Source organism: Pseudomonas fontis, from assembly GCF_028656955.1.
GTDB classification, from domain to species: domain Bacteria; phylum Pseudomonadota; class Gammaproteobacteria; order Pseudomonadales; family Pseudomonadaceae; genus Aquipseudomonas; species Aquipseudomonas fontis.
The window spans coordinates 1-12,929 of sequence record NZ_JAMDGY010000008.1 but is presented as its reverse complement, the minus strand read 5'-3'; the positions used below and the strand labels follow the sequence as shown (position 1 = coordinate 12,929).

The following is a 12,929-nucleotide window of genomic DNA, read 5'->3' as shown; positions in this document are numbered from 1 at the left end:
CAGGCTGCGCTGGAGCCCGCCAGGGCTCCCAAATGGCGCCTGCCCTGCAGGCGAGCGCAGCCTTACGGCAGCGGCTACGAGGTATCGGCCTGACAGGGAGATGCTCGCATCCCGCACTGGCTGTTTTCTCGCCAGTGGTTGAAACTCCGCCTTCGGCCAACAAGACCTGCAAGGGCCAAGGCAAGGATCCGACCCGTGTTAGCAACTTCCCTGGTTCTGGTTGCAGCGCTGCTGCACGCCATCTGGAACACCCTGATCAAATTCAGCGGCGAGCGCCTGCTGGTCATTGCCAGCATGGACGTGGTGGCCTTGCTGTTCGCCGTGGTGATGGTCGCGTTCGTCCAGGTGCCGCCGGCCGAAATCTGGCCATGGATGCTCGCCTCGGCGGGCTTCGAGCTGATCTACCGGTTCCTGCTGATCCAGGCCTACCGGGTCGGCGATCTGGGCCTGGTCTATCCACTGATGCGTGGTTTGTCGCCGCTGGTGGTGCTGGCGCTGACCCTGACCTTCGCCGGCGAAACCCTGAGCAACCAGCAAATCCTCGGCATCATGCTGATCCCCTGCGGCATGGCGTGCCTGCTCTGGCAGGGTGGCGGCGGTGACCGCCTACCCTGGTCGATGCTGCCGGTGGTGGCGCTGATCGGCCTGTGCATCGGCTGCTACACCTGGCTCGACGGCCAGGCGATCCGGCGCTGGTCGCAACCTTTGGACTATCTTGTATGGCTGACGCTGATCAGCGCCTGGCCGTTCCCGCTGCTTGCGGTGGTGGCGCGGCGGGCGCCGTTCGCCTTGTTCTGGCGCACGCAATGGAAGCTCGGCCTGGCGGTCGGCTTCTGCGTGCTGTTCAGCTACGCACTGGTGCTCTGGGCCATGCAGCTGGGCTCGGTGGCAGAGGCGGCAGCACTGCGCGAGATCAGTGTGATCCTGGTGGTGCTGTTCGGGATGCGTTACCTCAAAGAACCTTTCGGCGGGCCGAGGCTCTTAGCCTGTGCCCTGGTGCTGATCGGCATGCTGATCATGAAATTCTGACCCACCCTACATAAGGACATAGCCATGACCGTTGCCTTCTGGTGCGTATTGATCGCGCTGCTTCTCCCGATTGTCTGCACCAGCATCGCCAAGTTCAGCAGCGGGCGCTACAGCCTGGGCAGGAACCACGACCCACGCGCCTTCCTCGACACCCTCGAAGGCTTGCCACGCCGGGCCAACGCCGCCCAGCTGAACAGCCTGGAAGCCTTCCCGGCGTTTGCTGCCGCAGTGATCATTGCCGATATCCTCGGCAATGCCGAGCAGGTGACCCAGGACGTCCTGGCGGTGCTGTTCATCACCAGTCGCCTGCTCTACATCATCTGCTACCTGGCCGACTGGGCGATGCTGCGTTCCGCCGTCTGGTTCGTCGGCCTGGGCCTGATCATCAGCTTCTTCGTGGTATCGGCCTGATTACTGGTCGGTCACCTGCGGCACGTCTGGCAGCGGTGCGCCCTTAGGCCACAGCAGCCAGATCTGGCCTTGCTGCTTCATGTCGCCAGCCAGTTGCCCGGCGGCAGCGCCGGTGCCCCAGAACAGGTCGGCGCGCACTTCGCCGGCAATTGCCCCGCCGGTGTCTTGTGCCGCCACCGGGCGCACGACCGGCGCGCCATCCGGGCGGGTGGTCGAGAGCCACAGCAGGCTGCCCAGCGGGATCACCTTGCGGTCGATGGCGACACTGTAGCCGGCAGTCAGCGGCACGTTGAGCGAACCGCGCGGGCCTTCGTTGCTGTCCGGGCGGGTGCTGAAGAACACGTAGCTGGGGTTGCTCGCCAGCAGTTCCGGCACCCGTGCCGGGTTGGCCTGGGCCCAGGAATGGATCGCGCCCATGGTGACGTCTTGTTTTTCCAGTTGGCCCTGCTCGACCAGCCAGCGGCCCACCGGGCGGTACGGGTGGCCGTTCTGGTCAGCATAGCCGACGCGCAGTTGGCGACCGTTCTCCAGTTGGATGCGCCCCGAACCCTGGATTTGCAGGAACTGCAGGTCCATCGGGTCGGTCAGCCAGGCCAGGATCGGCGCCTTGACGCCCTGGCGCTGGATCACTTCGGCGGTGTCATACGGCTTGAGTACGCGGCCTTCAAGGCGCCCGCGCAGGCGCTTGCCTTTCAGCTCTGGATAAACGCTGTCCAGCGATACCGTGATCATGTCGTCCGGCACGCCGTAGACCGGCACCTTGGCGGCGGCAGTCTGGGTCAGGCTGCCCGGATAGACCGGCTCGTAGTAGCCGGTGATCAGGCCATTGGCGCTGTTCTCGGCTGAGCGCAGGCTGTAGACCTCCATGTGCGTGCCGAGAAAATCACGCACTTGCCGGGCATCGTTGGGCAGGCTGACGGCGGCGGCGCAGGTTTCGCCCCACACTGCGTCGCGCTTGAGCCGTTCGCAGGCGCTGCGCCAGGCGTTGAAGCCGGCCATCAGGTCGCTTTCGCCAACCACCGGCAGGTCTTGCCAGGTGGCGTGGGTGTAGGTGGCGATCGGGTGCGGCTTGCCTTTTTCCGGCGCGCTGCCGTTGCAGCCGGCGAGCAGGGCGAGTACCGACAGGGTCAGGCCGAGCCGGCCCAGGGGAAGTTTCATGAACGCTGTTCCTCGCGGTTTGCCTGGGGTTGAGGTGGGTCAGGCAACCCTTAGTGTTAATAGGGGTATTGGTGTTTGTCGGTGAGGCGAGGATACTGGCCGCCATTTTTACCGTGAGCCGACGTCACCATGATGTTCAAGCGACTTTCTGTAGTAGTGCTGGCCTGCCTGACCCTGACCGCCTGTGGCGGTGTCGATCCCAACTCGCCGTTGGGCCAGCGCAAGGCGATCTTCAAGCAGATGCTCAAGACCAGCGAAGACATGGGCGGCATGTTGCGCGGCCGGCTGCCGTTCGATGGGCAGAAGTTTGCCGACGGGGCGGTGAAGCTTGATGGCCTGGCGCACGAACCGTGGCAGCACTTCCCGCAGGTCAAGGACAGCGACCAGAGCAGCGCGCGGGCGGATGTCTGGGAGAAGCAGGCGCGCTTCCAGGACCTGGCCAAGCAGCTGGAAAGCGTGACCGGCGAGCTGGTGGCGGTAACCCGTACCCAGCCGCTGAAGGCGGCGGAACTGGGCGCGCCGATGGACAAGGTCGAGGCGGCGTGCAAGGCGTGTCATACCGAGTTTCGCAATCATTGAGCCAGCTATCGCGGGGCTAGCCCACTCCCACGGCATCTGTGGGAGCGGGCTGGTCCCGCGATGAATTCAGCATGGCGCGGTCGTCTTACTTTTCCAGGTCATCCAGCGCCTGCTGCAATTCCTTCTTGGCTTCGGCCAGTTTGTCTTTGCGCTTGTTGATCTTCTCGGCGTCGCCTTTCTTCATGGCCTTGTCCAGGTCCTTGGTGCGCTGCGTCACTTCATGACGGGCGTCGAGCACTTTTGCTCACGCTCCTTGCGCAGGCCGGCGTCGGTGCAGTTGGCATTCACTTCGCTCAGGGCCTTTTCCAGGCCGGCTTGCTGCTCGGCATTGCCATGCGCGCGGGCTTGTTCGATCTGCTCGGCAATGGCTTGCTTCTTCGCCGCGCAACCGCTCAGGCCGGGCTGCTCTTCGGCTGCCAGCAACGGCGTGGCCAACAGGGAACAGACGGTGAACAGGGCAAGCGGGGAAAGCAGTTTCATAGGGGCTCCGGTGTCATGGGCTGACAGAACCCATGATGCTGCCCTGATCCGACGAATTTATAAACCCTCGATTGCAGGTTCGCCGCTGAAGACGGCGGGAAACACGTTTGCAAACGTTGCAGGCGGGCGCAGAGGTGCTCGAGGTGTTCGCTTTCGAGTAGCGGGCGGGCGGCGCGTTGGCGCAGTTGCTGGATTTCCAGGTGGGCAGCGTCGGGGTCCCAGCCTGGGCAGGCGTCGGCGTTTGCCTGGGGGAGCCAGAGCAGGAGCAGCAGGGTTTTCAGTGCGGGCATGCTGAGCGTCCTTGCTCGGCTGTGGAGACGCTCAAGCCTAGGAGTGCTGGTGGTGATGTGCTGGGTGGGGTTGTCAGGGCATGTTTCTTTGCGAGCGCTGCGCACTCGATCACCGGCAAGGCCGGCTCCCACAGAGAGCGAATCTGACCTTCAGGCAACAAAAAGCCCCAGCCGATCACTCGGCTGGGGCTCTGGCATCACCGCAAACGCTTACAGGCCAGCAGCAGCGCGCAGGGCGTCGATGCGGTCAGTACGTTCCCAGGTGAAGGTGGTGAAGGTGTCATCACCCACGGTCTTCACTTGCGGGGTACGGCCGAAGTGCCCGTACGCAGCAGTTTCCTGGTACATCGGGTGCAGCAGGTCGAGCATGGTGGTGATCGCGTATGGACGCAGGTCGAAGCACTCACGCACCAGCTGGATGATCTTGTCGTCGGAGATCTTGCCGGTACCAAAGGTATTCAGCGAGATCGACGTCGGCTGGGCCACACCGATAGCGTAGGAAACCTGGATCTCGCAACGCTCGGCCAGGCCGGCAGCAACGATGTTCTTGGCCACATAACGACCCGCATAGGCGGCCGAACGGTCAACCTTGGATGGGTCCTTGCCGGAGAACGCGCCACCACCGTGACGGGCCATGCCGCCGTAGGTGTCGACGATGATCTTGCGGCCGGTCAGGCCACAGTCGCCCACCGGGCCACCGATGATGAAGTTGCCGGTCGGGTTGATGTGGAACTGGGTGTCCTTGTGCAGCAGCTCGGCCGGCAGCACTTGCTTGACGATCAGCTCCATCACGCCTTCGCGCAGGTCTTTGTACGAGACTTCCGGGTTGTGCTGGGTCGACAGCACGACCGCGTCGATCCCCACGACCTTGCCGCCTTCATAGCGGCAGGTCACCTGCGACTTGGCATCCGGACGCAGCCACGGCAGCAGGCCGGACTTGCGCGCTTCGGCCTGGCGCTCGACCAGACGGTGCGAGAAGCAGATCGGTGCTGGCATCAGCACGTCGGTTTCGTTGCTGGCGTAGCCGAACATCAGGCCCTGGTCGCCCGCGCCCTGGTCTTCCGGCTTGCTGCGGTCAACGCCCTGGGCGATGTCCACGGACTGCTTGCCGATGATGTTCATCACTGCGCAGGTGGCGCCATCGAAGCCGACGTCGGAGCTGTTGTAGCCGATGTCGACGATGACGTCGCGAACGATCTCTTCCAGGTCGACCCAGGCCGAGGTGGTGACTTCGCCAGCGATGATCGCTACGCCGGTCTTGACCAGGGTTTCGCAAGCGACGCGGGCGAATTTGTCCTGGGTGATGATGGCGTCCAGCACCGCATCGGAAATCTGGTCGGCGATCTTGTCCGGATGCCCTTCAGACACGGACTCGGAGGTGAAAAGGGAGTATTCGCTCATCTCGAAGGGTTCCTAAAATTTACCGATGGTGAGGGTTGCCAGACGGTCGCTGAAAATGGCGAACCTGGATCTGGAAACCATTACGTAAGCCTACATACAGGCTGTCCCCGGGGGTCAGCCCCGCAGCAGCAGCCCAACGGGCCAGGTCGTCCTGCTCAAAGCCCAGCCAAAGATCGCCGCAGGCTTCGCGGGCCCAACTCTGGTCGTGGCTGCACAACTCTGTAACCAACAGGCTACCGCCTGGTTTGACACGCTCGGCCAGTTGCCCGAGGGCGGTGGCCGGTTCGCTGAAGTGGTGCAGCACCATGTTCAGCACCACGCAGTCCGCCTGGGTCTCGGTTGCACTGAGTGCATCGGCCAACTGCAAGGTAACGTTAGCCAGGCGCTCGCGCTGGCACACCTGGCGGGCCAACTCGAGCATCGCCGGGCTGTTGTCCAGCGCGGTGACCTGGGCAAAGCGCCCGGCCAGGTCCGGCAGGAACTCGCCGTCGCCCGGGCCGACTTCCAGCGCACTGGCCTGGCTGTCGAAGCTGAGTTTGTCGAGCAACGACAGCAGGCTCTCGCGGTACTGCGCGAGGCCCGCGATCAGGTCCTGCTGGGCACGGAACTTTTCTTCGGTGCGCTGGAAAAAATCCTGGCTGGTTGCCGCGCGCCGCGCCTGCACCGCACCAATGCGCGCCTGGACGTCGACCGGCAAGGTCAAGCCGTCGATTTCCTCGAGCAGCGCCGCATGCAGCTTGCCGCCCAGACGCAACTGGTCGGGCAGGGCGCGGCGGTAGAAGATCGCATTGCCCTCGCGGCGCGTGGCCACCAGGTCGGCCTGGGCCAGCACCTTGAGGTGGTGGCTCATGCCCGACTGGCCGATGGCGAAGATCTGCGCCAGCTCCAGCACGCCAAACGAATCGTTGCTCAGCGCCCGCAACACGTTTAGGCGCAGCGGGTCGCCGCCGGCTTTGCACAAGGCAGCCAGCTCGTCACTTTGCTCAAGGCGTGGGGACGGTATGCGTAGGTTCATGGAGCGGCAGTCTAGTCAGCACGACCGTGCGTCGCAAGAGCAATATCAAAAAGTTTTGATATTGCTCGATGAGTGGAGCGAAATCTGCCGATCGCCTCGACAAAATCGGCTGTTTCATCGGTATGTGCGGTGATTCGCCACCCAATCACAGGAAAATCACGTCTCAACGACCATCCGTCATTGCCCCGGGGCGTCCGACTGGGCGAAAATGGCCGCCTTTTTTCTGTTCCGTTACTTTCAAGCCCCAGGAGATAAGCGATGCCCAGCCGTCGTGAACGTGCCAACGCCATTCGTGCCCTCAGCATGGATGCCGTGCAAAAGGCCAACAGCGGCCACCCCGGTGCCCCTATGGGCATGGCGGATATCGCCGAGGTTCTTTGGCGTGACTACCTGAAACACAACCCGACCAACCCGAGCTTCGCCGACCGTGACCGCTTCGTGCTGTCCAATGGTCACGGTTCGATGTTGATCTATTCGCTGCTGCACCTGACCGGCTACGACCTGTCGATCGACGACCTGAAGGCGTTCCGTCAGCTGCACAGCCGCACCCCGGGCCACCCTGAGCTCGGCTACACCCCAGGTGTCGAAACCACCACCGGCCCGCTGGGCCAGGGCCTGGCCAACGCCGTTGGCTTCGCGCTCGCTGAAAAAGTGCTGGGCGCGCAGTTCAACCGCCCTGGCCACAACGTCGTCGACCACCACACCTATGTGTTCCTGGGTGACGGTTGCATGATGGAAGGCATTTCCCACGAAGTCGCTTCCCTGGCCGGTACCCTGGGCCTGGGCAAGCTGATCGCCTTCTATGACGACAACGGCATCTCCATCGACGGCGAAGTCGAAGGCTGGTTCACCGACGACACGCCCAAGCGTTTCGAGTCGTACAACTGGCAGGTGATCCGCAATGTCGACGGCCATGACGCCGACGAGATCAAGACCGCCATCGACACCGCTCGCAAGAGCGAGCAGCCAACCCTGATCTGCTGCAAGACCATCATTGGTTTCGGCTCGCCGAACAAGCAGGGCAAGGAAGACTGCCACGGCGCTCCGCTGGGCAACGACGAAATCGCCCTGGCCCGCAAGGAACTGAACTGGAACCACGCGCCATTCGAAATCCCGGCCGACATCTATGCCGAGTGGGACGCCAAGGAAGCCGGCAAGGCTGTCGAAGCCGAGTGGGACCAGCGTTTCGCTGCCTACTCCGCAGCCTTCCCTGAGCTGGCCAACGAACTGGTCCGTCGCCTGAGCGGTGAGCTGCCGGCTGACTTCGCGGCGAAGGCTGATGCCTACATCGCTGAAGTCGCGGCCAAAGGCGAAACCATCGCCAGCCGTAAAGCCAGCCAGAACACCCTGAACGCCTTCGGCCCGCTGCTGCCTGAATTCCTCGGTGGTTCGGCCGACCTGGCCGGCTCCAACCTGACCCTGTGGAAAGGCTGCAAGGGTGTCAGCGCTGAAGACGCCAGCGGCAACTACATGTACTACGGCGTGCGTGAATTCGGCATGACCGCAATCATGAACGGCGTTGCCCTGCACGGCGGCCTGGTGCCTTACGGCGCGACCTTCCTGATGTTCATGGAATACGCCCGCAATGCCGTGCGCATGTCGGCCCTGATGAAGCAGCGTGTGATCCACGTCTACACCCACGACTCCATCGGTCTGGGCGAAGACGGCCCGACGCACCAGCCGATCGAGCAACTGACCAGCCTGCGCAGCACCCCGAACCTGGACACCTGGCGCCCAGCCGACGCGGTCGAATCGGCCGTGTCCTGGAAGCACGCACTGGAGCGCAAGGACGGCCCGTCGGCGCTGATCTTCTCGCGTCAGAACCTGCAGCACCAAACCCGTGACGCCGGCCAGATCGCCGACATCAGCCGCGGTGGCTATGTGCTGAAAGACTGCGCAGGCGAGCCTGAGCTGATCCTGATCGCCACCGGTTCGGAAGTGGGCCTGGCGGTCCAGGCCTTCGACCAGCTGACCGAGCAGGGCCGCAAGGTCCGTGTGGTTTCCATGCCATGCACCAGCGTGTTCGATGCCCAGGATGCGACCTACAAGCAAGCGGTACTGCCGCTGCAAGTGGGCGCGCGGATTGCCATCGAAGCTGCTCACGCAGACTTCTGGTACAAGTACGTCGGCCTGGAAGGTCGCGTCATCGGCATGACCACCTACGGCGAGTCGGCGCCTGCGCCTGCCTTGTTCGAAGAGTTCGGTTTCACCCTGGAGAACATCCTGGGTACTGCTGAAGAGTTGCTGGAAGACTGATAGCACCCGGTCGTGGGAGCGGCGCCGAGCCCGTCGCTGGCAAGGCCAGCTCCCACACCTTGCATCAGATCTGGGTAAACCCTGTGGGAGCCGGCCTTGCCGGCGATTGAGGCAACGCGGTTCCCCCAGGCTGCAGAATAATGTTTCTGTTCCGTGAGCATCCCATGCCCCAAACGCGTCCCTACAAAGTTGCACTCAACGGCTACGGCCGTATCGGTCGTTGCGTCCTGCGCGCACTCTTTGAACGGGGAGCCAAGGCCGGCTTCGAGATCGTCGCACTGAACGACCTGGCCGATCAGGCCAGTATCGAATACCTCACTCGCTTCGACTCCACCCACGGGCGTTTCCCCGGCGAGGTGAAGGTCGATGGCGATTGCCTGCATATCAATGGCGACTGCGTCAAAGTCTTGCGCAGTGCCACCCCCGAAGGCATCGACTGGGCCGCGCTTGGCGTCGACCTGGTACTGGAATGCTCCGGGGCCTACAACTCGCGTGCTGATGGCCAGCGCTTCCTTGATGCCGGCGCCCCCCGGGTGCTGTTTTCCCAGCCGATGGCCAGCGAGGCGGATGTCGACGCCACCATCGTCTACGGCATCAACCAGGACTGCCTGAGCGGTGAAGAGCGCCTGGTCTCCAACGCCTCCTGCACCACCAATTGCGGTGTGCCGCTGCTGCGCGTGCTGGACCAGGCCTTTGGTATCGAGTACGTCTCGATCACCACCATTCACTCGGCGATGAACGACCAGCCGGTGATCGACGCCTACCACCACGAAGACCTGCGCCGCACCCGCTCGGCATTCCAGTCGGTGATCCCGGTGTCCACCGGGCTTGCCCGAGGCATCGAACGCCTGCTGCCGGAACTTGCCGGGCGAATTCAGGCCAAAGCCGTACGCGTGCCGACCGTCAACGTGTCGTGCCTGGACATCACCTTGCAAACCGCCCGTGACACCACGGCGGCCGAGGTCAACCAGGTGCTGCGCGATGCGGCGCTGAGTGGTCCGTTGCAAGGCCTGCTGGCCTACACCGAGCTGCCGCACGCCAGTTGTGATTTCAACCATGACCCGCATTCGGCGATTGTCGATGCCAACCAGACCCGCGTTTCCGGCCCACGCCTGGTGAACCTGCTGGCCTGGTTCGACAACGAATGGGGTTTTGCCAACCGTATGCTCGACGTCGCCGATCACTATCTGCGCGTTGTTGACTCCACTACCCGCAACACTCGTAAACAGCCCTGAAGGACTGCATTCATGACCGTTTTGAAGATGACCGACCTCGATCTGCAAGGTAAGCGCGTACTGATCCGCGAAGACCTCAACGTCCCTGTGAAGGACGGTGTGGTTGCCAGCGATGCGCGCATCCTCGCTTCGCTGCCGACCATCAAGCTGGCCCTGGAAAAGGGCGCGGCCGTGATGGTCTGTTCGCACCTGGGCCGCCCGACCGAAGGCGAGTTCTCGGCCGAGAACAGCCTCAAGCCGGTCGCCGACTACCTGAGCAAGGCGCTGGGCCGTGACGTGCCGCTGGTGGCCGACTACCTCGACGGTGTCGCGGTCAATGCCGGCGAGATCGTGCTGTTCGAGAACGTGCGCTTCAACAAGGGCGAGAAGAAGAACGCCGATGAGCTGGCGCAGAAATACGCCGCCCTGTGCGACGTGTTCGTGATGGACGCCTTCGGTACTGCCCACCGTGCCGAGGGTTCGACCCACGGCGTGGCCAAGTTCGCCAAGACCGCAGCCGCAGGCCCGCTGCTGGCCGCTGAGCTGGAGGCCCTGGGCAAGGCCCTGAAGGCCCCGGCCCAGCCAATGGCAGCCATCGTTGCCGGCTCCAAGGTGTCGACCAAGCTGGACGTGCTGAACAGCCTGAGCCAGGTCTGCGACCTGCTGATCGTCGGCGGTGGCATTGCCAACACCTTCCTCGCGGCGGCCGGTCATCCGGTAGGCAAGTCGCTGTACGAGCCTGACCTGATCGAAACCGCCAAGGCCATCGCGGCCAAGGTCAACGTGCCGTTGCCGGTGGACGTGGTGGTTGCCAAGGAATTCGCCGAAAGCGCCGTGGCTACCGTCAAGCTGGTGGCTGACGTGGCTGCCGACGACATGATCCTCGACATCGGCCCGCAAACTGCTCTGCAGTTCGCCGAGCTGCTGAAGTCGTCGAAAACCGTGCTGTGGAACGGCCCGGTCGGTGTGTTCGAATTCGACCAGTTCGGCAACGGCACCAAAGTGCTGGCCAAGGCCATTGCCCAGAGCAGCGCATTCTCCATCGCCGGGGGCGGCGATACCCTCGCCGCCATCGACAAATATGGCGTTGCCAGCCAGATCTCCTACATTTCTACCGGTGGCGGTGCGTTCCTCGAATTCGTCGAGGGCAAGGTACTGCCGGCTGTGGAAGTGCTGGAACAACGGGCCAAGGGCTGAGTCGATCAGTGCCTGGCAAAGGGAGCGACCTGATGGTCAAGCGATTGCCTGTGATTATCCTGGCGGTGTTGCTCGGCGCGTGCGTCGGTAGCCCGCAGCCTGCTGCGGACCAGCCTGGCGCGCCGAAAGGCGGCTGCTACCAGTCCGAATGGCAGGCCGAGACCGTCCCGGTGATCAGCAAAAGGGTTGGCCCGGATGGCCTGGAGAAATACGACGATGAGCACCAGCACCAGGCACAGGGTTGCCCTTGATCGGTTAACGGCAACCTCCTGGCGGGTTCGTGGTCTTCTAGAGGATATTGGATGAAAGGCGTTGTGGCCCTGATGGCCCTGGCAGTACTCGGCGGGTGCGCAATCACCGAACCGAAACCGGTTGCAGACAACTGGACCAAGTGGCTGTGCGACAGCAAGACCGAAGTGCTCTGGCGCTTCGCCGATGCGGGCCAGCAGCAGGTTGACCTGCGTCTGGGCGGCGGTGACCAGGTCTACCGGCTCAAGTCCGAGCCGGGTGCCTCGGGCGCGTTGTACAGCGATGGCGTGCTGGCCTTTCACACCAAGGGCGACGAAGGCCTGGTGTACTGGGTTGCGACCAACGATTTGATAGGGCGGGGCTGCAAGGCACCGTGACTGGCCGGGCCGGCCGTGAGGCGGCCCACACTACTTGAATAGCAACCGCCGCTACGGCAGGCTTGCACGATTACAACGACGCTTGTCGGGAGAGAGATACACAATGGCACTCATTAGCATGCGCCAGATGCTGGACCACGCCGCCGAATTCGGCTACGGCGTTCCAGCTTTCAACGTCAACAACCTCGAGCAGATGCGCGCGATCATGGAAGCCGCGGACAAGACCGACTCCCCGGTGATCGTCCAGGCTTCGGCGGGCGCTCGCAAATATGCCGGTGCACCGTTCCTGCGTCACCTGATCCTGGCGGCGATCGAAGAGTTCCCGCACATCCCGGTGTGCATGCACCAGGACCACGGCACCAGCCCTGACGTCTGCCAGCGCTCGATCCAGCTGGGCTTCAGCTCGGTCATGATGGACGGCTCGCTGGGTGAAGACGGCAAGACCCCGACTGACTACGAGTACAACGTTCGTGTCACCCAGCAGACTGTTGCCATGGCGCACGCCTGCGGCGTTTCGGTAGAAGGCGAGTTGGGCTGCCTGGGTTCGCTGGAAACCGGCATGGCCGGTGAAGAAGACGGTATCGGCGCCGAAGGCATCCTGGACCACAGCCAGATGCTGACCGACCCGGAAGAAGCTGCGGACTTCGTCAAGAAGACCCAGGTGGATGCCCTGGCCATCGCCATCGGTACCAGCCACGGTGCCTACAAGTTCACCAAGCCACCTACCGGTGACGTGCTGGCGATCGACCGCATCAAGGAAATCCACAAGCGCATTCCGAACACTCACCTGGTGATGCACGGTTCGTCTTCGGTTCCGCAAGAGTGGCTGGCGATCATCAACCAGTACGGCGGCGACATCAAGGAAACCTACGGCGTGCCGGTTGAAGAGATCGTCGAAGGCATCAAGTACGGCGTGCGCAAGGTCAACATCGACACCGACCTGCGCCTGGCGTCCACCGGTGCCATGCGTCGCCTGATGGCGCAGAACCCAAGCGAGTTCGACCCGCGCAAGTTCTTCGGCGCAACCGTAACCGCCATGCGTGACGTGTGCATCGCCCGTTACGAAGCGTTCGGCACTGCCGGCAATGCCTCGAAGATCAAGCCGATCTCCCTGGAAGGCATGTTCCAGCGTTACCTGAAAGGCGAGTTGGCTGCCAAGGTCAACTGAGTCTGGTGAGGTGCAAGAGCCCGCAGTGATGCGGGCTTTTTTGTGCCTGTGGTTTGTAGGCGCCGCCTTTGGGAGCCCTTACGGGCTCCAGCGCAGCCTGTCGGC

Annotated in this window: 13 protein-coding genes and 1 pseudogene; 9 read left to right on the top strand and 5 right to left on the bottom strand. The window is 63.3% G+C overall.

What is annotated here, in order from left to right; translation table 11 throughout:
• The first annotated feature begins 195 nt into the window (after positions 1–195).
• Both M5G11_RS01865 and M5G11_RS01860 read left to right on the top strand, forming a co-directional pair.
• Entirely contained in the window at positions 196–1,029 is an 834-nt protein-coding gene (locus M5G11_RS01865; RefSeq protein WP_273913653.1) for an EamA family transporter, read from the top strand.
• A gap of 24 nt (positions 1,030–1,053) precedes the next feature.
• On the top strand, positions 1,054–1,440 hold the full coding sequence (locus tag M5G11_RS01860; RefSeq protein WP_273913652.1) for an MAPEG family protein: 387 nt from the start codon (positions 1,054–1,056) through the stop codon (positions 1,438–1,440).
• On the opposite strand, the gene mltA is transcribed toward M5G11_RS01860, so the two are convergent.
• On the bottom strand, positions 1,441–2,598 hold the full coding sequence (gene mltA, locus M5G11_RS01855) for a murein transglycosylase A (RefSeq protein ID WP_273913651.1): 1,158 nt from the start codon (positions 2,596–2,598) through the stop codon (positions 1,441–1,443).
• Positions 2,599–2,730: 132 nt separating this feature from the next.
• Here mltA and M5G11_RS01850 point away from each other — a divergent pair, with 132 nt between their 5' ends.
• A complete protein-coding gene (locus tag M5G11_RS01850) occupies positions 2,731–3,177 on the top strand; it encodes a c-type cytochrome (protein ID WP_273913654.1) in 447 nt (148 codons plus the stop codon).
• An 85-nt stretch (positions 3,178–3,262) separates the two neighbouring features.
• On the opposite strand, the pseudogene M5G11_RS01845 reads toward M5G11_RS01850, so the two are convergent.
• The 4 genes and pseudogenes from M5G11_RS01845 to M5G11_RS01830 all read right to left on the bottom strand — a co-directional run bounded on the left by M5G11_RS01845 (position 3,263) and on the right by M5G11_RS01830 (position 6,363).
• Positions 3,263–3,657, bottom strand: a pseudogene (locus M5G11_RS01845) (DUF1090 domain-containing protein).
• Positions 3,654–3,947, bottom strand: a complete 294-nt coding sequence (locus M5G11_RS01840; protein ID WP_273913650.1) for a hypothetical protein — start codon at positions 3,945–3,947, stop codon at positions 3,654–3,656. The pseudogene M5G11_RS01845 and the gene M5G11_RS01840 overlap by 4 nt, the downstream one beginning before the upstream one ends.
• A gap of 210 nt (positions 3,948–4,157) precedes the next feature.
• Positions 4,158–5,348, bottom strand: a complete 1,191-nt coding sequence (metK, locus tag M5G11_RS01835; protein ID WP_273913649.1) for a methionine adenosyltransferase — start codon at positions 5,346–5,348, stop codon at positions 4,158–4,160.
• A gap of 19 nt (positions 5,349–5,367) precedes the next feature.
• Positions 5,368–6,363 (bottom strand): metalloregulator ArsR/SmtB family transcription factor, encoded by a 996-nt coding sequence (locus M5G11_RS01830; RefSeq protein ID WP_273913648.1) that lies wholly within the window; start codon positions 6,361–6,363, stop codon positions 5,368–5,370.
• A 258-nt stretch (positions 6,364–6,621) separates the two neighbouring features.
• On the opposite strand from M5G11_RS01830, the gene tkt reads away from it, so the two are divergent.
• From tkt to fba, 6 genes are all read left to right on the top strand, one after another.
• Positions 6,622–8,619: a transketolase gene (gene tkt / locus M5G11_RS01825; protein WP_273913647.1), complete on the top strand. Its 1,998-nt coding sequence runs from the start codon at positions 6,622–6,624 to the stop codon at positions 8,617–8,619.
• Between the two features lie 164 nt (positions 8,620–8,783).
• Entirely contained in the window at positions 8,784–9,854 is a 1,071-nt protein-coding gene (gene epd / locus M5G11_RS01820) for an erythrose-4-phosphate dehydrogenase (RefSeq protein ID WP_273913646.1), read from the top strand.
• Between the two features lie 12 nt (positions 9,855–9,866).
• Positions 9,867–11,030, top strand: a complete 1,164-nt coding sequence (locus tag M5G11_RS01815) for a phosphoglycerate kinase (RefSeq protein WP_273913645.1) — start codon at positions 9,867–9,869, stop codon at positions 11,028–11,030.
• A gap of 32 nt (positions 11,031–11,062) precedes the next feature.
• Positions 11,063–11,281 (top strand): hypothetical protein, encoded by a 219-nt coding sequence (locus M5G11_RS01810; RefSeq protein WP_273913644.1) that lies wholly within the window; start codon positions 11,063–11,065, stop codon positions 11,279–11,281.
• Positions 11,282–11,332: 51 nt separating this feature from the next.
• Positions 11,333–11,656 carry an MliC family protein gene (locus M5G11_RS01805; protein WP_273913643.1) on the top strand — a complete coding sequence of 108 codons (324 nt, stop codon included), beginning with the start codon at positions 11,333–11,335 and terminating at the stop codon, positions 11,654–11,656.
• A gap of 103 nt (positions 11,657–11,759) precedes the next feature.
• Positions 11,760–12,824, top strand: coding sequence for a class II fructose-bisphosphate aldolase (gene fba, locus M5G11_RS01800; RefSeq protein ID WP_045182031.1), 1,065 nt, complete (start codon positions 11,760–11,762; stop codon positions 12,822–12,824).
• Positions 12,825–12,929 lie beyond the last annotated feature (105 nt).

Coding starts and splice junctions, on each gene's coding strand:
- epd (WP_273913646.1), top strand. CDS start 8,784: ATGCCCCAAACGCGTCCCTACAAAGTTGCACTCAACGGCTACGGCCGT.
- mltA (WP_273913651.1), bottom strand. CDS start 2,598: ATGAAACTTCCCCTGGGCCGGCTCGGCCTGACCCTGTCGGTACTCGCC.
- tkt (WP_273913647.1), top strand. CDS start 6,622: ATGCCCAGCCGTCGTGAACGTGCCAACGCCATTCGTGCCCTCAGCATG.
- M5G11_RS01805 (WP_273913643.1), top strand. CDS start 11,333: ATGAAAGGCGTTGTGGCCCTGATGGCCCTGGCAGTACTCGGCGGGTGC.
- M5G11_RS01860 (WP_273913652.1), top strand. CDS start 1,054: ATGACCGTTGCCTTCTGGTGCGTATTGATCGCGCTGCTTCTCCCGATT.
- M5G11_RS01830 (WP_273913648.1), bottom strand. CDS start 6,363: ATGAACCTACGCATACCGTCCCCACGCCTTGAGCAAAGTGACGAGCTG.
- M5G11_RS01840 (WP_273913650.1), bottom strand. CDS start 3,947: ATGCCCGCACTGAAAACCCTGCTGCTCCTGCTCTGGCTCCCCCAGGCA.
- M5G11_RS01810 (WP_273913644.1), top strand. CDS start 11,063: ATGGTCAAGCGATTGCCTGTGATTATCCTGGCGGTGTTGCTCGGCGCG.
- metK (WP_273913649.1), bottom strand. CDS start 5,348: ATGAGCGAATACTCCCTTTTCACCTCCGAGTCCGTGTCTGAAGGGCAT.
- M5G11_RS01850 (WP_273913654.1), top strand. CDS start 2,731: ATGTTCAAGCGACTTTCTGTAGTAGTGCTGGCCTGCCTGACCCTGACC.
- fba (WP_045182031.1), top strand. CDS start 11,760: ATGGCACTCATTAGCATGCGCCAGATGCTGGACCACGCCGCCGAATTC.
- M5G11_RS01815 (WP_273913645.1), top strand. CDS start 9,867: ATGACCGTTTTGAAGATGACCGACCTCGATCTGCAAGGTAAGCGCGTA.